This is a genomic window from Lactobacillus helveticus, assembly GCF_046109915.1.
GTDB classification, from domain to species: domain Bacteria; phylum Bacillota; class Bacilli; order Lactobacillales; family Lactobacillaceae; genus Lactobacillus; species Lactobacillus helveticus.
Window position 1 is genome coordinate 1 of the sequence record NZ_CP151471.1, and the last position, 18,860, is coordinate 18,860.

At 41.2% G+C, this 18,860-nt stretch carries 8 protein-coding genes, 27 tRNA genes and 3 rRNA genes; all 38 read left to right on the forward strand.

What is annotated here, in order from left to right; all coding sequences use genetic code 11:
• Positions 1 to 347 precede the first annotated feature (347 nt).
• Positions 348 to 1,911 (forward strand): 16S ribosomal RNA (locus tag AADV52_RS00005).
• 203 nt (positions 1,912 to 2,114) lie between these two features.
• Positions 2,115 to 5,018, forward strand: a 23S ribosomal RNA gene (locus AADV52_RS00010).
• 71 nt (positions 5,019 to 5,089) lie between these two features.
• Positions 5,090 to 5,206, forward strand: a 5S ribosomal RNA gene (rrf, locus tag AADV52_RS00015).
• The 16S, 23S and 5S rRNA genes sit together here with 16 tRNA genes alongside, the layout of an rRNA operon.
• Before the next feature lie 4 nt (positions 5,207 to 5,210).
• Positions 5,211 to 5,283 (forward strand) — tRNA-Val (locus tag AADV52_RS00020).
• Between the two features lie 2 nt (positions 5,284 to 5,285).
• Positions 5,286 to 5,358 (forward strand) — tRNA-Lys (locus AADV52_RS00025).
• Between the two features lie 12 nt (positions 5,359 to 5,370).
• Positions 5,371 to 5,452 (forward strand) — tRNA-Leu (locus tag AADV52_RS00030).
• A 24-nt stretch (positions 5,453 to 5,476) separates the two neighbouring features.
• Positions 5,477 to 5,549: transfer RNA gene (locus AADV52_RS00035), tRNA-Thr, on the forward strand.
• A gap of 10 nt (positions 5,550 to 5,559) precedes the next feature.
• Positions 5,560 to 5,631 (forward strand) — tRNA-Gly (locus AADV52_RS00040).
• An 11-nt stretch (positions 5,632 to 5,642) separates the two neighbouring features.
• Positions 5,643 to 5,728: transfer RNA gene (locus tag AADV52_RS00045), tRNA-Leu, on the forward strand.
• A gap of 8 nt (positions 5,729 to 5,736) precedes the next feature.
• Positions 5,737 to 5,810 (forward strand) — tRNA-Arg (locus tag AADV52_RS00050).
• A gap of 5 nt (positions 5,811 to 5,815) precedes the next feature.
• Positions 5,816 to 5,889: transfer RNA gene (locus tag AADV52_RS00055), tRNA-Pro, on the forward strand.
• Positions 5,890 to 5,918: 29 nt separating this feature from the next.
• Positions 5,919 to 5,992 (forward strand) — tRNA-Met (locus AADV52_RS00060).
• A 12-nt stretch (positions 5,993 to 6,004) separates the two neighbouring features.
• Positions 6,005 to 6,078 (forward strand) — tRNA-Ile (locus AADV52_RS00065).
• Between the two features lie 18 nt (positions 6,079 to 6,096).
• A tRNA-Met gene (locus AADV52_RS00070) sits at positions 6,097 to 6,170 on the forward strand.
• A 3-nt stretch (positions 6,171 to 6,173) separates the two neighbouring features.
• Positions 6,174 to 6,247 (forward strand) — tRNA-Asp (locus AADV52_RS00075).
• Between the two features lie 6 nt (positions 6,248 to 6,253).
• Positions 6,254 to 6,326: transfer RNA gene (locus tag AADV52_RS00080), tRNA-Phe, on the forward strand.
• A gap of 19 nt (positions 6,327 to 6,345) precedes the next feature.
• Positions 6,346 to 6,416: transfer RNA gene (locus tag AADV52_RS00085), tRNA-Gly, on the forward strand.
• A gap of 7 nt (positions 6,417 to 6,423) precedes the next feature.
• Positions 6,424 to 6,498 (forward strand) — tRNA-Ile (locus tag AADV52_RS00090).
• A gap of 2 nt (positions 6,499 to 6,500) precedes the next feature.
• A tRNA-Ser gene (locus tag AADV52_RS00095) sits at positions 6,501 to 6,590 on the forward strand.
• A 741-nt stretch (positions 6,591 to 7,331) separates the two neighbouring features.
• On the forward strand, positions 7,332 to 8,738 hold the full coding sequence (locus AADV52_RS00100) for an ISLre2 family transposase (RefSeq protein WP_126096222.1): 1,407 nt from the start codon (positions 7,332 to 7,334) through the stop codon (positions 8,736 to 8,738).
• 220 nt (positions 8,739 to 8,958) lie between these two features.
• Positions 8,959 to 9,030: transfer RNA gene (locus AADV52_RS00105), tRNA-Glu, on the forward strand.
• 38 nt (positions 9,031 to 9,068) lie between these two features.
• A tRNA-Ser gene (locus AADV52_RS00110) sits at positions 9,069 to 9,155 on the forward strand.
• 10 nt (positions 9,156 to 9,165) lie between these two features.
• Positions 9,166 to 9,239 (forward strand) — tRNA-Met (locus AADV52_RS00115).
• A 3-nt stretch (positions 9,240 to 9,242) separates the two neighbouring features.
• Positions 9,243 to 9,316: transfer RNA gene (locus AADV52_RS00120), tRNA-Asp, on the forward strand.
• A gap of 6 nt (positions 9,317 to 9,322) precedes the next feature.
• Positions 9,323 to 9,395: transfer RNA gene (locus tag AADV52_RS00125), tRNA-Phe, on the forward strand.
• A gap of 7 nt (positions 9,396 to 9,402) precedes the next feature.
• A tRNA-Tyr gene (locus AADV52_RS00130) sits at positions 9,403 to 9,484 on the forward strand.
• Positions 9,485 to 9,488: 4 nt separating this feature from the next.
• A tRNA-Trp gene (locus AADV52_RS00135) sits at positions 9,489 to 9,559 on the forward strand.
• A 12-nt stretch (positions 9,560 to 9,571) separates the two neighbouring features.
• Positions 9,572 to 9,644: transfer RNA gene (locus AADV52_RS00140), tRNA-His, on the forward strand.
• A 7-nt stretch (positions 9,645 to 9,651) separates the two neighbouring features.
• A tRNA-Gln gene (locus AADV52_RS00145) sits at positions 9,652 to 9,723 on the forward strand.
• A gap of 23 nt (positions 9,724 to 9,746) precedes the next feature.
• A tRNA-Cys gene (locus AADV52_RS00150) sits at positions 9,747 to 9,817 on the forward strand.
• A gap of 38 nt (positions 9,818 to 9,855) precedes the next feature.
• Positions 9,856 to 9,940, forward strand: a tRNA-Leu gene (locus AADV52_RS00155).
• Between the two features lie 124 nt (positions 9,941 to 10,064).
• The gene (locus AADV52_RS00160; RefSeq protein ID WP_014918346.1) at positions 10,065 to 11,228 is read left to right on the forward strand and encodes a glycosyltransferase family 4 protein; all 1,164 of its coding nucleotides are present in this window, start codon (positions 10,065 to 10,067) and stop codon (positions 11,226 to 11,228) included.
• 13 nt (positions 11,229 to 11,241) lie between these two features.
• The gene (locus AADV52_RS00165) at positions 11,242 to 12,285 is read left to right on the forward strand and encodes a glycosyltransferase family 4 protein (RefSeq protein WP_014918347.1); all 1,044 of its coding nucleotides are present in this window, start codon (positions 11,242 to 11,244) and stop codon (positions 12,283 to 12,285) included.
• Positions 12,285 to 13,310, forward strand: coding sequence for a lysylphosphatidylglycerol synthase transmembrane domain-containing protein (locus tag AADV52_RS00170; protein ID WP_014918348.1), 1,026 nt, complete (start codon positions 12,285 to 12,287; stop codon positions 13,308 to 13,310). The genes AADV52_RS00165 and AADV52_RS00170 overlap by 1 nt, the downstream gene beginning before the upstream one ends.
• Positions 13,311 to 13,381: 71 nt before the next feature.
• Positions 13,382 to 15,439 carry an LTA synthase family protein gene (locus AADV52_RS00175; RefSeq protein ID WP_014918349.1) on the forward strand — a complete coding sequence of 686 codons (2,058 nt, stop codon included), beginning with the start codon at positions 13,382 to 13,384 and terminating at the stop codon, positions 15,437 to 15,439.
• Positions 15,440 to 15,505: 66 nt separating this feature from the next.
• Positions 15,506 to 15,739, forward strand: coding sequence for a preprotein translocase subunit SecG (gene secG / locus AADV52_RS00180; protein WP_003632304.1), 234 nt, complete (start codon positions 15,506 to 15,508; stop codon positions 15,737 to 15,739).
• A gap of 74 nt (positions 15,740 to 15,813) precedes the next feature.
• Complete coding sequence (rnr, locus tag AADV52_RS00185) at positions 15,814 to 18,153, forward strand: ribonuclease R (protein WP_014918350.1); 2,340 nt, start codon at positions 15,814 to 15,816, stop codon at positions 18,151 to 18,153.
• A gap of 12 nt (positions 18,154 to 18,165) precedes the next feature.
• Entirely contained in the window at positions 18,166 to 18,624 is a 459-nt protein-coding gene (gene smpB / locus AADV52_RS00190) for an SsrA-binding protein SmpB (RefSeq protein WP_014918351.1), read from the forward strand.
• Positions 18,625 to 18,860: the final 236 nt, after the last annotated feature.

The window sequence follows — 18,860 nt, forward strand, 5'->3', positions numbered from 1 at the left end:
AAGTCGTCTTGAGAGATGACGAAGAGCTCGCAAGCTTTAAAAAAGTTTTTGAAAAAAGACTTGCAAAGTTAGAGCAAAACGAGTAATATATTTAAATGTCGTCAGGCGAGAGCTTGAGCGGCAAAAAAACAAATTCAAAAAGTTCTTGACAAAGAATTATGAATTTGATAAAATATAAAAGCCGTTTGGTTCAGCCAGACGGAGGTAGTACTTTGAAAACTGAACAAAGTTTCGCTAAAAGTGTGCGGGTGTAAAAACCCAAACAAGAAGCGAAGTCAATTCGCAAGCAATAAATTTGAGACAAAGATCTTAAATAATCGAATGAGCAATCATTCAAACTTAAATTTCAAAATGAGAGTTTGATCCTGGCTCAGGACGAACGCTGGCGGCGTGCCTAATACATGCAAGTCGAGCGAGCAGAACCAGCAGATTTACTTCGGTAATGACGCTGGGGACGCGAGCGGCGGATGGGTGAGTAACACGTGGGGAACCTGCCCCATAGTCTAGGATACCACTTGGAAACAGGTGCTAATACCGGATAATAAAGCAGATCGCATGATCAGCTTATAAAAGGCGGCGTAAGCTGTCGCTATGGGATGGCCCCGCGGTGCATTAGCTAGTTGGTAAGGTAACGGCTTACCAAGGCAATGATGCATAGCCGAGTTGAGAGACTGAACGGCCACATTGGGACTGAGACACGGCCCAAACTCCTACGGGAGGCAGCAGTAGGGAATCTTCCACAATGGACGCAAGTCTGATGGAGCAACGCCGCGTGAGTGAAGAAGGTTTTCGGATCGTAAAGCTCTGTTGTTGGTGAAGAAGGATAGAGGTAGTAACTGGCCTTTATTTGACGGTAATCAACCAGAAAGTCACGGCTAACTACGTGCCAGCAGCCGCGGTAATACGTAGGTGGCAAGCGTTGTCCGGATTTATTGGGCGTAAAGCGAGCGCAGGCGGAAGAATAAGTCTGATGTGAAAGCCCTCGGCTTAACCGAGGAATTGCATCGGAAACTGTTTTTCTTGAGTGCAGAAGAGGAGAGTGGAACTCCATGTGTAGCGGTGGAATGCGTAGATATATGGAAGAACACCAGTGGCGAAGGCGGCTCTCTGGTCTGCAACTGACGCTGAGGCTCGAAAGCATGGGTAGCGAACAGGATTAGATACCCTGGTAGTCCATGCCGTAAACGATGAGTGCTAAGTGTTGGGAGGTTTCCGCCTCTCAGTGCTGCAGCTAACGCATTAAGCACTCCGCCTGGGGAGTACGACCGCAAGGTTGAAACTCAAAGGAATTGACGGGGGCCCGCACAAGCGGTGGAGCATGTGGTTTAATTCGAAGCAACGCGAAGAACCTTACCAGGTCTTGACATCTAGTGCCATCCTAAGAGATTAGGAGTTCCCTTCGGGGACGCTAAGACAGGTGGTGCATGGCTGTCGTCAGCTCGTGTCGTGAGATGTTGGGTTAAGTCCCGCAACGAGCGCAACCCTTATTATTAGTTGCCAGCATTAAGTTGGGCACTCTAATGAGACTGCCGGTGACAAACCGGAGGAAGGTGGGGATGACGTCAAGTCATCATGCCCCTTATGACCTGGGCTACACACGTGCTACAATGGGCAGTACAACGAGAAGCGAGCCTGCGAAGGCAAGCGAATCTCTGAAAGCTGTTCTCAGTTCGGACTGCAGTCTGCAACTCGACTGCACGAAGCTGGAATCGCTAGTAATCGCGGATCAGAACGCCGCGGTGAATACGTTCCCGGGCCTTGTACACACCGCCCGTCACACCATGGAAGTCTGCAATGCCCAAAGCCGGTGGCCTAACCTTCGGGAAGGAGCCGTCTAAGGCAGGGCAGATGACTGGGGTGAAGTCGTAACAAGGTAGCCGTAGGAGAACCTGCGGCTGGATCACCTCCTTTCTAAGGAAGCTGAAGTGATGGAGAGTAGAGATACTAAGAGAAGTCACAAAAGCAAGCGGAAGCACACTGAGAAACTTTGTTTAGTTTTGAGGGTAGTACCTCAAAGAGCTAGTACATTGAAAACTGAATATAATCCAAGTAAAAAACCGAGAAAATCAAAGAGAACAGATTGTAAGGCGACCGAGAAGAGAATTCTTGAGTAAGGTCAAGTAGAAAAGGGCGCACGGTGAATGCCTAGGCACTAAAAGCCGATGAAGGACGTGACGAACTACGAAAAGCTTCGGGGAGCGGTAAGTACGCAGTGATCCGGAGATGTCCGAATGGGGGAACCCAATGCAGCGATGCATTATTGGTTGATGAATAGATAGTCAATCAAAGGAATACGCAGTGAACTGAAACATCTAAGTAGCTGCAGGAAGAGAAAGAAAAATCGATTTCCTTAGTAGCGGCGAGCGAAGAGGAAAGAGCCCAAACCAAGTGATTTATCATTTGGGGTTGTAGGACTGCGACGTGGCAGCGTGAGCGATAGCAGAATTATCTGGGAAGGTAAGCCAGAGAGGGTGAGAGCCCCGTAAGCGAAATTGCAAGCGCGCCTAGCAGAATCCTGAGTAGGCCGGGACACGAGAAATCCCGGTTGAAACCGCGAGGACCATCTCGCAAGGCTAAATACTAATTAGTGACCGATAGTGAACCAGTACCGTGAGGGAAAGGTGAAAAGAACCCCGGAAGGGGAGTGAAATAGAACCTGAAACCGTGTGTCTACAAGTAGTCAAAGCACATTAAAGTGCAATGGCGTGCCTTTTGTAGAATGAACCGGCGAGTTACGTTATCTAGCGAGGTTAAGTCAGAAAAGACGGAGCCGGAGCGAAAGCGAGTCTGAATAGGGCGAGAAGTTAGGTGACGTAGACCCGAAACCAAGTGACCTACCCATGACCAGGCTGAAGGCGTGGTAAAACGCGCTGGAGGGCCGAACCCACGTAAGTTAAAAATTGCGGGGATGAGTTGTGGGTAGCGGTGAAATTCCAAACGAACTTGGAGATAGCTGGTTCTCTCCGAAATAGCTTTAGGGCTAGCCTCGTGGAGAGGATAATGGAGGTAGAGCTCTGTTTGGACTAGGGGCCCGTCAGGGGTTACTGAATCCAGATAAACTGCGAATTCCAGATATCCATACACGGGAGTCAGACTGCGAGTGATAAGATCCGTAGTCGAAAGGGAAACAGCCCAGATCACCAGTTAAGGTCCCAAAATCTATGCTAAGTGGAAAAGGATGTGGAGTTGCGCAGACAACTAGGACGTTGGCTCAGAAGCAGCCATCATTCAAAGAGTGCGTAATAGCTCACTAGTCGAGTGACGCTGCGCCGAAAATTTACCGGGGCTAAGCATAGTACCGAAACTGTGGATGTACGTAAGTACGTGGTAGGAGAGCGTTCTAAGTGCGGCGAAGGTTAACCGAGAGGATAATTGGAGCGCTTAGAAGTGAGAATGCCGGTATGAGTAGCGAAAGATAGGTGAGAATCCTATCCGCCGAAAGACTAAGGTTTCCTGGGGCAGGCTCGTCCGCCCAGGGTAAGTCGGGACCTAAGGCAAGGCCGAAAGGCGTAGTCGATGGATAACAGGTAGAGATTCCTGTACTGTGTTCAATCGTTAAGAGCGAAGGAGGGACGCAGGAGGTGAAGCACGCATCGCGATGGAACGATGTTCAAGCGACAAGTGCGGTTAAGAGTCAAATGCTTCTAACCAGCAACACGAGTCGTGATGAGGAGCGAAATAAAAGTAGCGAAGGTGTGGTAGTCACACTGCCAAGAAAAGCTTCTAGCCAGAGAGAACATACCCGTACCGCAAACCGACACAGGTAGTCGAGTGGAGAACACTAAGGTGAGCGAGAGAACTCTCGTTAAGGAACTCGGCAAAATGACCCCGTAACTTCGGAAGAAGGGGTGCTGGCCATGAGAATGGTTAGCCGCAGTGAATAGGCCCAAACAACTGTTTATCAAAAACACAGGTCTCTGCAAAATCGTAAGATGACGTATAGAGGCTGACACCTGCCCGGTGCTGGAAGGTTAAGAGGAGAGCTTAGCGCAAGCGAAGGTTTGAATTGAAGCCCCAGTAAACGGCGGCCGTAACTATAACGGTCCTAAGGTAGCGAAATTCCTTGTCGGGTAAGTTCCGACCTGCACGAAAGGTGTAATGATTTGGGCACTGTCTCAACGAGAGACTCGGTGAAATTATAATACCCGTGAAGATGCGGGTTACCCGCGACAGGACGGAAAGACCCCATGGAGCTTCACTGTAGCTTGATATTGAGTATCTTTTAAACATGTACAGGATAGGTAGGAGCCAAGGAAAGCAGGACGCTAGTTTTGCTGGAGGCAATGTTGGGATACTACCCTTGTTTGAAGGATGCTCTAACCTCGACCTGTAAGCCAGGCCAGGGACAGTGTCAGGTGGGCAGTTTGACTGGGGCGGTCGCCTCCTAAAGTGTAACGGAGGCGCTCAAAGGTTCCCTCAGAATGGTTGGAAATCATTCGCAGAGTGTAAAGGTATAAGGGAGCTTGACTGCGAGAGAAACAGCTCGAGCAGGTAGGAAACTAGGACTTAGTGATCTGGTGGTACCGCATGGAAGGGCCATCACTCAACGGATAAAAGCTACCCTGGGGATAACAGGCTTATCTCCCCCAAGAGTTCACATCGACGGGGAGGTTTGGCACCTCGATGTCGGCTCGTCGCATCCTGGGGCTGTAGTCGGTCCCAAGGGTTGGGCTGTTCGCCCATTAAAGCGGCACGCGAGCTGGGTTCAGAACGTCGTGAGACAGTTCGGTCCCTATCCGTCGTGGGCGTAGGAAATTTGAGAGGAGCTGTCCTTAGTACGAGAGGACCGGGATGGACGCACCGCTGGTGTACCAGTTGTTCCGCCAGGAGCATCGCTGGGTAGCTATGTGCGGAAGGGATAAGCGCTGAAAGCATCTAAGTGCGAAGCCCCCCTCAAGATGAGATTTCCTTTGCGCAAGCAGTAAGACACCTCAAAGACGATGAGGTAGATAGGCTGGGAGTGGAAGTTCTGTGAAGAATGGAGCGGACCAGTACTAATCAGTCGAGGACTTGACCAAAGGCCAAGCAATCAGAAGAAGGTTTTTTGCGAAAGATTATGTTTAGTTTTGAGCGTAGTAGCTCAAAAGAGTACGGTGGCGAAAGCAAGAAGGATACACCTGTTCCCATGCCGAACACAGAAGTTAAGCTTCTTAACGCCGAAAGTAGTTGGTGGGCAACTGCCTGCGAGGAAAGGAAGCTGTCGTGCTCATGGAGGATTAGCTCAGCTGGGAGAGCATCTGCCTTACAAGCAGGAGGTCACAGGTTCGAGCCCTGTATCCTCCATCGAGTCGTTAGCTCAGTTGGTAGAGCAACGGACTTTTAATCCGTGGGTCGAGGGTTCAAGTCCCTCACGGCTCATGACCCTAATTTGCGGGTGTGGCGGAATTGGCAGACGCGCTAGATTTAGGTTCTAGTGTTTTCGGACGTGTGGGTTCAAGTCCCACCACCCGTATTGCCAATCACATATTGACAATATGCCGATTTAGCTCAGTTGGTAGAGCATCTGTCTTGTAAACAGGGGGTCGTACGTTCAAGTCGTATAATCGGCATTTATATTTTGCGGAAGTAGTTCAGTGGTAGAACATCACCTTGCCATGGTGGGGGTCGCGGGTTCGAATCCCGTCTTCCGCTTTCATCAACACGCCGGAGTGGCGGAATTGGTAGACGCACGGGACTTAAAATCCCGCGGTTGGTTTCAACCGTATCGGTTCGACTCCGATCCCCGGCATTGATGATGCGCCCTTAGCGCAACTGGATAGAGTGTCTGACTACGAATCAGAAGGTTGAAGGTTCAAATCCTTCAGGGCGCATATAACGGGAAATGGCTCAGTTTGGTAGAGCACCTGGTTTGGGACCAGGGGGTCGCAGGTTCGAATCCTGTTTTCCCGATTGTATCTAAATTGTATTAGTTACATTTTGGCGGTGTAGCTCAGCTGGCTAGAGCGTCCGGTTCATACCCGGGAGGTCGAGGGTTCGATCCCCCCCGCCGCTATATTGTAAACTTGGACCTTTAGCTCAGTTGGTTAGAGCAGACGGCTCATAACCGTCCTGTCGTAGGTTCGAGTCCTACAAGGTCCATTACATTTATGATAATATCGCGGGATGGAGCAGTCTGGTAGCTCGTCGGGCTCATAACCCGAAGGTCGTTGGTTCAAATCCAGCTCCCGCAATTTGGTCCATTGGAGCAGTGGTTTATCTCGCCTCCCTGTCACGGAGGAGATCGTGGGTTCAAATCCCACATGGACCGTAAGATGGCTCGGTAGCTCAGTTGGTAGAGCAAAGGATTGAAGCTCCTTGTGTCGGCGGTTCGATTCCGTCCCGCGCCATTCATTTTTTATATTAGGTGCGGGTATAGTTTAGTGGTAAAACGAAAGCCTTCCAAGCTTTAGTCGCGAGTCCGATTCTCGTTACCCGCTTTTATATGGGCCTATAGCTCAGCTGGTTTAGAGCGCACGCCTGATAAGCGTGAGGTCGATGGTTCAAGTCCATTTAGGCCCATTGGAGACTTACTCAAGTGGCTGAAGAGGCGCCCCTGCTAAGGGTGTAGATCGGGTTATTCCGGTGCGAGAGTTCGAATCTCTCAGTCTCCGTAATTAATTAAAAGTCTTAACGTAAGATGTTGAATCTGCGTTAAGGCTTTTTTGTTTTTGCAACATGTTTTGATTAAACGGCTTTAATCATCTTCTTTGATCAGGGAAAAGAAAAGAAATTAAACAATTTAATCGTGCAAGTAAAAAAGGTTTATGTTATTAAAGCAACTCTAAAAAATGTAAGTAAGACGTATTTGTTGATCCGGAGCTATATTAAAACTAGTAAGCGGATAGAAAGATTAAATACTTGGTCGTCCAATATATTACAAATAAGACGACAATACTTTAATTAAAATATTAAAAATTCAAAGATAATATTAACTAGCTAGGGTAAATAGCTTAGCTTTGTGAGTAGAATTCAGATAAGATCCTATATACTTTTTTAGTGTTTTCAAAAAACTGTAATTTAGTGAGGCATAGTAACATAGATGCTCTCAAAATTGAATATTTGCGATATAAGAAGAAAAGCTAAAGAAAAAGATTTAGGTGCATTAATAGTCTAAATACCGGCAAATGGCCCTATATTAGATAATATTGCAGATAGTGGTCTAACCTGAGTATCAATAAACAATTAATAGGAAAAAGGGGATAAGAAAAAATTTGAACTAAGTGTATAATTTTTTGCGGTAAGTTGAATAATTAATTAAAAAAGCTCAAATCCTTTGAAATTGGACTTGAGCTCAAACAAAAAGACCAGTAGTCTGATGTTAACGAAAAAAACACATTAGAAGCTGGTCTTTTATGGAATCTATTATAGCTGATATCGTGAAAATTATTAAGTCTGAAAATAATGTTATTGCCCGTGAAAAGGCATTAATGTGCTATTTCTTTGATCTGATTAGAGAATTGATGACAGCAGCACTAGAAGAAGTTGATGCTGGTCTAGTTGAAGAGACTAAAAAGCAAGGCTATCAGATCGAGAAGAAAAATAAGCGTTCAGTTGTGACTGCCTTTGGTGAAATCAGCTATTGGCGCAGAAGACATGTTTGTCCTGGCAAAAAGGCTAAATATCCACTGGATAAGCTGATGGGCTATGACAAATATAAGCGTTACAGTGTTTTGGCAGTGAAGGATATTTTGCAGGTTAGCGCCGTGGCAACTTACCGCAATACTGCTTTAGCTGTTAATACTCTCTCCTGTTTCAATATTAGCCATAGTCAAGTTGGCAAGCTGATTGTGCAAGCAGGCAAACAGATTAAAGCACAGCAGCAGTCTGAGGAAAGATACGATGGTATTGCTCAAAAGAAAAAGGTGCCAGTGCTTTATCTTGAAGGCGATGGCGTTGTGATTAAAGGCACCAAGAAGCGACTGGAATTTCATCGCTATCAAGTCTGCGAGGATATTATTAATTTAAGCAAGACACGCAGAAAGAGAGTACAGGCCAAAGAGTTTGTTTCTTTAAGCCGCTTGGATGCTTTGCAAGAAATTAAAGCTTATTTAGCCAATACCTATGACTTAAGCGATACTTTAATCATCAGTAATGCCGATGGCGGTGCTGGCTATGCCAAGAAAGACTTTGATGAAATAGTTGGCTATTGCCGGCAGCACGAACACTTCTTGGATGTCTTTCACTTGAACAAAAAGATTAAAGATCGTCTAAGCTTCATGCCGGCCATGCAAGGCAAATTGATCAGTGCAGTTGAGTTTAAATATGACCGTCACTTGACTGACGTGATTTTAGACACGATTGAAAGCAATCTGATTGATGAGCTGAATACGCCAGAAAATCATGAGAATTTAAGGCGCCTGCGCAGCTATCTTCATCGTCGCTGGGTGGATATTAAGCCATTCAAAATGCGTCATTTGTCCGTAATTAAGGCAATTGGCTGCTGTGAAAGCAATCACCGTAAATATACTTATCGCGTCAAAGGGCAAGGAAAATACTGGTCAGAAGATGGTGCCGAAGGAATTCTGCGTGTACTGACTTGCATTAAAAACAAAGAGCTGGAATACTGGCTTAGCAGTGAGTTTGCAGGTGGACAGCTCGATATTGGTGATCAGGAAGAATTGAAAGGTGCAGTTCGTGCCAGCCTAAGAAAGACGCATGAAGCTCATCTAGGCATTCATCATGGAGCAATCGAAAGCTTAACAGCAGGACATAGCTATTTAAACGATTTTAGCAGAAAAATAAATCAAATAAATATTTAAGAAATTAAGGTCAGACTAATGGTTAATAGCCTACCGCAAAAATATTGACACTTACAAATTTGAAAAAAGTCTTGCATTTTAGATTAATATCTATTAACATTAAATACGTTGTGATTGAGAGATCACAGCGATGACTTAAAAGTTTTAAAAGATGAAAAAAGTTCTTGACTTTTAAAACTGATTTAGTTATTATAATAAAGTGCTCTTGATTAAGAGATATGACCCGTTGGTCAAGTGGTTAAGACACGGCCCTTTCACGGCCGTAACATGGGTTCAAATCCCGTACGGGTCATTTACCAGTTTAATACATTATTGGTACTTACAGCTAATGGAGGATTACCCAAGTGGCTTAAGGGGACGGTTTTGAAAACCGTTAGGCGGTTCTGCCGCGCGTGGGTTCAAATCCCACATCCTCCTTATATAATATCGCGGGATGGAGCAGTCTGGTAGCTCGTCGGGCTCATAACCCGAAGGTCGTTGGTTCAAATCCAGCTCCCGCAATTTGGTCCATTGGAGCAGTGGTTTATCTCGCCTCCCTGTCACGGAGGAGATCGTGGGTTCAAATCCCACATGGACCGTAAGATGGCTCGGTAGCTCAGTTGGTAGAGCAAAGGATTGAAGCTCCTTGTGTCGGCGGTTCGATTCCGTCCCGCGCCATCAAGCTGGAGGAGTAGCGAAGTGGCTAAACGCGGCGGTCTGTAAAACCGCTCTCTCTGAGTTCGGCGGTTCGAATCCACCCTCCTCCATAATAGGGATATCGTATAATGGTAGTACAACGGTCTCCAAAACCGTTGATGTGGGTTCAATTCCTACTATCCCTGTTTACCTTCATGGCGGAATTGGTGAAGGGGTTAACACACCGGTTTGTGGATCCGGCATGCATGGGTTCGAATCCCATATTCCGCCCTAGTATTGGGATATAGCCAAGCGGTAAGGCATTAGACTTTGACTCTAACATGCGCTGGTTCGAATCCAGCTATCCCAATTCTAAATAATTTGATAACTTATGGCGGTGTAGCCAAGTGGTAAGGCAGAGGTCTGCAAAACCTTAATCGTCGGTTCGAATCCGACCTCCGCCTTATCAACCGAGTAAGTTGATTATTTAATTTAATATTATGGCGGTGTGGCGGAATTGGCAGACGCGTCAGACTCAAAATCTGGTGTCCATTACGGACGTATCGGTTCGACCCCGATCACCGCTATTCTTTTAAAGTGATTCATTTTTGAATCACTTTTTTTTGTTTATTGCGATATATACGTAATTTTCCATTATAAATTGCAGTTAGTTTAAGTAATCTTTATAATGCTAAATATGGAGGTATTTAAATGAATATTGGTCTTTATACCGATACATATTTTCCCCAGATAAGTGGCGTAGCTACTTCTATTAAGACGCTGAAAGATGCGCTGGAAAGACAGGGGCATAATGTATTTATTTTTACAACAACAGATCCTAATGTGAAAAAGGGAACGGTTGAGCCTAATATCTTTCGTTTTAGCAGTATTCCTTTTGTTTCATTTACCGATCGTAGAATTGCATTTAGAGGACTCTTTGAAGCTACTAAAGTGGCTAAAGAAGTAAATCTAGACATAGTTCATACTCAAACTGAATTTGCATTGGGAACAATTGGAAAATACGTAGCTCATCAATTAGATATTCCGGCTATTCACACTTATCATACGATGTATGAAGATTACTTACACTATATTTTGAATGGCCATTTGCTAAGGCCATATCATGTGAAGCAATTTGTGAAAAGCTATTTAAAAAATATGGATGGCTGTATTGCTCCTAGTGGCCGAGTAGAAGAATTATTGCGCCGTTACGGTGTTCAAATTCCAATTCGGGTAATTCCAACTGGAGTGGACATTCAAAGCATGAATAGAGATGCAGACCGCGATGTACGTAAAGATCTCGGTATTGATAAAGATGCACCGGTTATTTTGACATTAAGCAGAATTGCTGCAGAAAAAAAGATAAATCATATTTTAAATGTACTGCCAGAAATCATAGATGAAATTCCTAATGTTAAATTCGTAATTGCCGGTGATGGTCCCGATATTAAGGTGCTTCAAGAGCAAGTTGAGCGTTTAACGTTAGAGGATTACGTTATTTTTGCGGGAAATGTTGATCATGGAGATGTAGGAAATTACTATCGAATGGCAGACATCTTTGTTTCTGCCAGTGATACTGAAACTCAAGGATTAACATACGTTGAAGCTTTAGCAGCCGGTACACCATGCGTAGTTTATGATACTGATTATACGGAAAATATTTTTGACAAAGACATTTTTGGACGAAGATTTAATACGCAACAAGAGATGCAAGAAGAAATTATTTCTTTGCTTAAACAGAAGCGTTCAAAAATTCCACAAGAATTGCTGCAAAATAAATTGCAGAGTATTTCATCAGATCAATTTGCTACAAATGTGCATGATTTTTATCAATATGTAATTGATCATTATCAACCTAAGCATGAAGAAGATTAAAAAGAGGATATAGATGATTAGAATTAATATGTTCTCACAAGCTGATTCCGTTAAAGGTCAAGGGGTTGGCTCAGCATATAACGAATTAATTAAATTATTGAGAACTCATTTAGTAGATGAATTTTATGTAACAATAAATAAATATGGCAATAGTGATTTAACTCATTATCATACGATCAATCCAACTTATTATGCTAATAGTTTTTCACCAGCACGTGGTAGAAAAATAGGTTATGTTCATTTTTTACCAGATACTTTAGAAGGCTCAATCAAATTGCCTGGCGTTGCGAAAAAAGTATTTTATCAATATGTAATTGATTTTTATAAACGTATGGATCAAATCGTAGTGGTTAATCCAATTTTTATTGATAAATTGGTCAACTATGGTATTGAGCGCGAAAAGGTTAAATATATTCCTAATTTCGTTTCTAAAACTGAATTTTATGAAGAATCACTTGCAAGCAAAAATGCATTTCGTCATGAGTTAGGCATTCCGTTAGATAAATTTGTAGTTTTTGGTGATGGACAAGTTCAGGAAAGAAAAGGAATAGATGATTTTGTCAAAATGGCAAAAGCTAATCCAGATGTTCAGTTTATCTGGGCAGGTGGCTTTTCTTTTGGCAAGATTACGGATGGCTACAGTCACTATAAAGACATGGTAGATAATCCACCTGAGAATTTAACCTTTGCTGGAATTGTAGATCGTAAGAAACTAGTTAAATATTTGAATATTGCTGATTTATTTGTTTTGCCATCATATGATGAATTATTTCCAATGTCTGTTTTGGAAGCATTTAGCTGTGGTACGCCAGTACTTTTACGTGATCTCGACTTATATAAAGCAATCATCGACGGCTATTATATGGACGGAAAAGATTTTGGCGAGATGAATCAGGTCTTGCAGAAGGCAAAAAATGATCCGCATTTATTAAAGAAATATAGTGATTTATCTATTAAAGCAAGTCAGGAATATTCAGAAGATCGCTTAGCCCATATTTGGAATGAGTTTTATCATGAGCAATACAAATTGGGTAAGGAACTGGGACAAATTCATTAATGAATAAAAAGCATTTATGGGGCATCTTGATTGTATTGGCAATCAGTGCCTTTGTCTTATATATGGATCTAAAGTCAACGCCATTATCAGAAATATTAAAGGCAGCTCATGGTCTTAATATTGTAGCCTTAATAATGGTTTTTGGCTTGATGCTTTTATCATACGTGTGTGAAGCCGGGATTTTAGCTACATTAGCGCATCGTAAAGAAGAGCCTAAAAGATCTGCATGGTCATTTTTAAGAATTCCAATTATCCAAGCTTTATTCAATGCAATCACGCCTATGTCAACTGGTGGTCAACCATCACAATTAGCTGTGATGATTCAAATGGGTATGGAAGGCGGTAGATCAACTTCCATTCTGTTAATGAAATTTATCATTTATCAGATTGTGGTTTTATTTGCCTATGTCTTTACGATTATTTTCGGTTTTCATATGGTAATGACCAAATTTGCGGGGCTAGCTATATTTATCGCAATCGGTTTTCTAATCCACGTTAGTTCCATTATTTTCTTGTTGGCAATTATGTTTGCCTATCATTTTACGAAGAATTCCACTAATGCCTTGATGAATTTATTGGAAAAATTTTTCAAAAAAGAACGTGTGAAAAAATGGCGTGCTGCTACTTTAGAAAAAATTGATACTTTTTATGCAGAAAGCCAAAAATTAAAAAAAGAAAAAAAGAAGCTAATTGTAGCTTCGATTTTGACTGTTTTACAGTTATTATTCTTTTATTCGATTCCATTCATGGTATTAACCGCCTTAAATGTGCCATGTTCATGGGCTAATGTAACGCAAATGAATATCATGATTATTATGTTCATGGCCATTATCCCAATTCCAGGTGCATCTGGTGGTGCGGAATATAGTTTCCAAACCTTATTTTCAACGTTTGTTTCTTCTCATGGTGCTCTGATTTTAGCAATGTTTATCTGGCGCTTTTCGACTTACTTTTTTGGCATGATTTTGGGTATCTTTGGTTGGATTTTTAAACCAAAAAAGATAAAAAGTTCGGAAAGTAATTAATTTTTCTTAAAAGAAATGCGTCTTGCTTAAATCCGTAGTAAGATAAAATATCGTAATGAGAGGAGAAAGCAATGGAACGTACCAAGTCTTTTTTTAAATGGCTAACGCAAACTAAACTTGGCTTTTTTACGATTGTTTTAGTACTGTTTTGGCTAAAAACATATTTTATATATTTAACAAAGTTTAATTTGGGCGCGGTTGGTCCAATGCAGCAGTTTTTGCTTTTGATTAACCCTATACCATCAGGGATGCTCTTGTTAGGTATTGGCTTATTCAAAGGGCGAAAATCGTACTGGATTATTTTAGCGATAGACTTTTTATTAACGCTGTGGCTTTTTGCAAATATACTTTATTATCGTGAGTTTTCGAATTTCTTGTCTTTTTCGATTATTAAGACTTCAGGCTCAACTTCAGATAATTTAGGAAAAAGTATTGCGGGAATTACGCTAGCTAGTGATTTCTTAGTCTTTATTGATATTGCAGCAATTATTGTTTTATTAATTACTAAGGTCATCAAAATAGATGTGCGTCCACTAAAGCTTAAAGTCAATTTACTAGTTGAATTATTGGCTCTCAGTTTGATGGGGCTCAATTTGTTAATGGCACAAAAAGATCGTTCAGGTCTTTTAACTAGAACTTTTGATAATAATTATATTGTTAAGTATCTGGGCATTAATGAATATGCTATTTATGATGGCTATAAGACAGCTCAAACGAACGCGCAGATGGCTAAGGCTAATGTATCTGACCTGCGTTCGGTTAGAGAATATTTGAAGTCAAACTATGTAAAGCCGAATCCAGCTTATAATGGTGTAGCTAAAGGAAAAAATGTTTTGGTAATTCACTTAGAGAGTTTCCAACAATTTTTAATCGGCTACAAATGGAAGGGCAAAGAAGTAACTCCTAACTTAAATAAAATCTATCATCAAAAAGATACGATCAGCTTTGATAATTTCTTTAATCAAGTTGGTCAGGGGAAAACTTCTGATGCTGAAATGATGTTGGAAAATTCATTATTTGGATTGCAATCAGGTTCAGCTATGTCGACTTATGGCACTTCTAATACCTTTGAAAGTGCACCAGCTATTTTGCATCAGCAAGCCGGTTATACGACTGCCGTAATGCATGGTGGTGCAGGATCATTTTGGAATAGAGATAATGCTTATAAGTCATTTGGCTATCAATACTTTATGCCACTTTCTTTCTACAAAAATAAGCCAGGCTATTATATTGGTTATGGCTTGAAAGATAAGATCTTCTTTGATCAGTCAATTAAGTACATTGAACGCTTACCGCAGCCATTTTATTTGAAAATGATTACGGTGACTAACCACTATCCATATAATTTGGATAAAAAGAATCAATCAATTGATAAGACCAATACAGGGGATGAAACTGTAGATGGATATGTCCAAACTGCGCATTATCTTGATCAAGCCATTGGTGAATTAATGCGTTGGATGAAAAAGACGGGGCTTGATAAGAAGACTTTGCTTGTCTTCTATGGTGACCACTATGGTATTTCTGGTAATCACCATAAGGCAAGTGCTGAATTGCTTAAAAAAGATTCATTCAGTGATTTTGATAATCTGCAGTTCCAACGAGTTCCGTTGATGTTCCATATGAAGGGCTTGAAGGGCGGCATTAATCATACTTATGGTGGTGAAATTGATGTTTTGCCAACCCTGTTGAATTTATTAGGCATCAAGGATAAAGATACTATTCAATTTGGTTACGATTTGCTTAGCAAGGATGCACCGCAAATTGTTGCTCAACGAAACGGTGACTTTATTACTCCAGAATATTCTAAAGTTGGTAGTGATTATTACTACATTAAGACTGGAGAAAGAATTAAACCAGATAAGAAATTGAAGGCAAAATTAACCGCTATTTCTAACAAGGTAACAACTCAGCTCTCCTTGTCTGATCGTGTAATTGATGGTAATTTGCTCCGCTTTTATCGTCCAAAGTGGTTTACTAAGGTGAAGCCAAAGGATTATGATTATAACAAAGCAGCTTCTTTGAAGAAGTTGTTTGATGATCCAAGTAAGACATCGCTCTGGTATCAAAATCATAAAAAATCAACGCAAAAAGATTTTAAGACCGATGCTCCAGAGCTCAAAAAATAACTGCAAAAATAAGCAATCTGTGATAAAATGAATAGGTAAGTGTATGTGTGTATTGGAGGCAGCGCATTGTATAATTTAATTATGACGCTACTAATCATTGTTTCAATCTTGATCGTTATTGCAACAATGATGCAGCCACAAAAACAACAAGATGCATTGAACGCCTTATCTGGCGGTGCCGTTTTTAGTGGTCAAACCAAAAAACGTGGTTTTGAGGCATTTATGGAAAAAGTAACCGCAGTTTTATTGGTTCTCTTTTTCGTCTTTGCTATTATTCTAGCTTATATGTCTACAAAATAAATTTTGTACCTCCCGATCAAAAGTGATGGGGAGGCTTTTTTTATATTTATATTAAAAGATTGGAGATTAATTACATGGCACAAAACAAAAAAATTTTGGCCGGTGTTTTAGAAATTTTTCGCCATAATCCACAAAAACAATTTCGCGTAGATCAAATTGAACGAGAAGCGCGTCATGAAAGATTGGGTAATTTTACAGAATTAATTAAGGCTCTTTCTTTCTTAGAACATGCAAATAAAATTATTACTGATGGCAAGGGACAATATCAATTGGCTCAAGCCAACACAATTGTTGAAGGTATCTTTAAGGCTAATGACAAGGGCTTTGGTTTTGTAAAGTTAGACGATGAAAATGTTGATGATGTTTTTATCGCAGCTGATTATACCAAGTATGCCGTTGATGGTGACCGAGTAAAGGTAAAGATCGTAGCTGACGGTAATCCTTGGAATGGCAAAGGGTCAGAAGGTCGAATCGAAGAGATCCTAAAACGTAGTCTTGAAAGCTTAGTCGGTGAATTTCACCCATTAACTGATGAACAAAGAAAAATCAGTCCTTTTATCGGCTACGCTTTGAGCAATAACAAGAAATTGCATAAATACCGTGTCTATTTGACTGAAAATGGACTTATTCCACAAATGGGAGACATGGTAAGGGTATCTATCAAGGATTATCCTGAAGAAGATTATCCTGAATCAATGACTGGTGCAGTTACTAAGATCATTGGTAACAAGAATGATCCAGGCGTTGATATTATGTCAATTGTTTCTGCCCATGATGTTCGTACTGATTGGCCAGAAGATGCAATGGCTCAAGCAAATGCAATTCCTGATCATGTTACTGAAGAAGAAAAGAAGGGCAGAGTTGATATTACTGATCAACCTGCAGTAACCATTGATGGGGATGATTCTAAGGACTTTGACGATGCCGTTGTTTTATGGAAATTACCTAATGGAAATTATCATTTAGGTGTTCACATCGCGGATGTATCACACTATGTAAAAGAAAATACGCCTTTAAATGAAGAAGCATTTGCTCGTGGCAATAGTACATACTTGGTAGACCGAGTTATTCCAATGTTGCCATTTAGACTTTCAAATGGTATTTGTTCATTAAATGAAGGCGTAGACCGTCTTGTTTTGTCCTGTGATATGGAAATTACACCAGAGGGTAAGAGAGTAGGCTACAGGATTTATCCTTCTGTTATGCGCTCACACGGCCGTATGACTTATAACAAGGTTAACAAGACTCTTAAGGGCGAGATGGATGGTCTAGAAGACAAGTATGTAAAATTACGTCCAATGCTTGAAGAAATGGCCGATTTGCATGCTATTTTATACAAGCAACGGCATAAGCGCGGTGCAATTGACTTTGAAGCACCTGAGGCAAAAATTATTGTCGATGATCAAGGCAAGCCAACTGACATCGTTTTGCATGAACGTGGTACTGCCGAAAAGATGATTGAATCATTTATGCTGATGGCTAATGAAACTGTTGCTGAAGATTTCTTTAGAAAGCACGTTCCATTTTTGTATCGTGTTCACGAAACTCCAGATGCTGAAAGAATTAAGAGCTTCTTTGAATTCTGTAGTGCATTTGGCTTAAATATTCATGCTGATCCAGAAAACATTAAGCCACTTGATTTACAAAAAGTTGTATCTAAGACTACAGGTACACCAGAAGAAGCTGTAGTTCAAATGATGATGCTGCGCAGTTTAAAGCAAGCACATTATTCTGAAGATGCATTAGGACACTTTGGTTTAGCAGCTAAATACTATACTCACTTTACTTCACCAATTAGACGTTATTCCGATTTGATGGTTCATAGAATGATTCATGCATATCAAGAAAACGGGACTACTGAAGATATGCAAAAACATTTTGCTAGTTATTTGCCAGATGTTGCTGAACAAACTTCTACCCAAGAACGTCGTTCAATTGATACTGAACGTGAAGTAAATGACTTGAAGATGACTGAATACATGGCAGACCAAGTTGGTCAACATTTTGATGCCGTAGTTTCATCAGTCACTAGTTTTGGTATGTTCATTCAATTGCCTAATACCGTTGAAGGATTAGTGCACATCTCTAATTTAACTGATGACTTCTATAGCTTTAATGAAAAATCATTAACGTTAACTGGTCGTGGTACGCACAAGCAATATAAGATAGGGATGCCTATTAAGGTTACCTTGATTAATGCGAATGTTGAACAGCATCAATTAGACTTTGAAGTCTATGATCCTAATGCGCCTAAGAAGAAGCATAATGATCGAGGAATGAACAATCGTCGTCACGGGAATCTTGGATTCCACAATAATCGTGGGCACCGCGGTGGCGGTAATTATAATAGTCGTGGCAATCGCCGCAATCACGGCCAAGGAAATAGAAGAAATCAAAGAAACTTTAAGCATTAGGAGTGATTCTTAATGAAGAAAGAAAAAGATGATAATTTAATCGCGCAAAATAAAAAAGCGCGGCATGATTATTTTATTAAGGAGACCGTTGAAGCAGGAATTGCATTAACTGGAACTGAAATAAAATCTGTTCGTGCGCGTAGAATAAACTTGCGTGATGGATATGTTCAAATTTATGGTGGCTCTGCTTATTTAGAGAACGTTCATATTAGTGAATATAAACAAGGAAATCGTTATAATCATGATCCTTTGAGAAGTAGACGTCTTCTTTTACATAAAAAGGAAATTGCACGTCTTGCAAAGGCGCAGTCTGAACGTGGAATAGCTATTATTCCATTAAAGGTTTATTTGAAGCATGGTTTTGCCAAAGTTTTGATAGGTGTAGGACAAGGTAAAAAAGAATACGACAAGCGTCAAACAATCAAAGAACGAGATCAAAAACGTGAAATTCACCGCAAATATGGTATTTAGAGGCATCGCAATCACAAGATTGCGATGCTATTTTTATATTTTCGAAAAATTTTTAAAGAAATATTTGCAGCACAAAGTTCGCTAATCAAAGATAAATGACCTATTTATTTATTGAAAAAGAAAAACGAACCCTAAAAAAGTTAATGAATAAAAACAATTGTGTTACAACACAGCCATGTGTATCATCAATAACGCGAACAAAAAGAGGATTTGCCAAAAGAGAGAAAGTAGGGTAA

Bases quoted from the DNA above. Each gene is read 5' to 3' on its own strand.
- AADV52_RS00160 (WP_014918346.1), top strand. From the start codon at position 10,065: ATGAATATTGGTCTTTATACCGATACATATTTTCCCCAGATAAGTGGC.
- AADV52_RS00170 (WP_014918348.1), top strand. From the start codon at position 12,285: ATGAATAAAAAGCATTTATGGGGCATCTTGATTGTATTGGCAATCAGT.
- AADV52_RS00165 (WP_014918347.1), top strand. From the start codon at position 11,242: ATGATTAGAATTAATATGTTCTCACAAGCTGATTCCGTTAAAGGTCAA.
- smpB (WP_014918351.1), top strand. From the start codon at position 18,166: ATGAAGAAAGAAAAAGATGATAATTTAATCGCGCAAAATAAAAAAGCG.
- AADV52_RS00100 (WP_126096222.1), top strand. From the start codon at position 7,332: ATGGAATCTATTATAGCTGATATCGTGAAAATTATTAAGTCTGAAAAT.
- AADV52_RS00175 (WP_014918349.1), top strand. From the start codon at position 13,382: ATGGAACGTACCAAGTCTTTTTTTAAATGGCTAACGCAAACTAAACTT.
- rnr (WP_014918350.1), top strand. From the start codon at position 15,814: ATGGCACAAAACAAAAAAATTTTGGCCGGTGTTTTAGAAATTTTTCGC.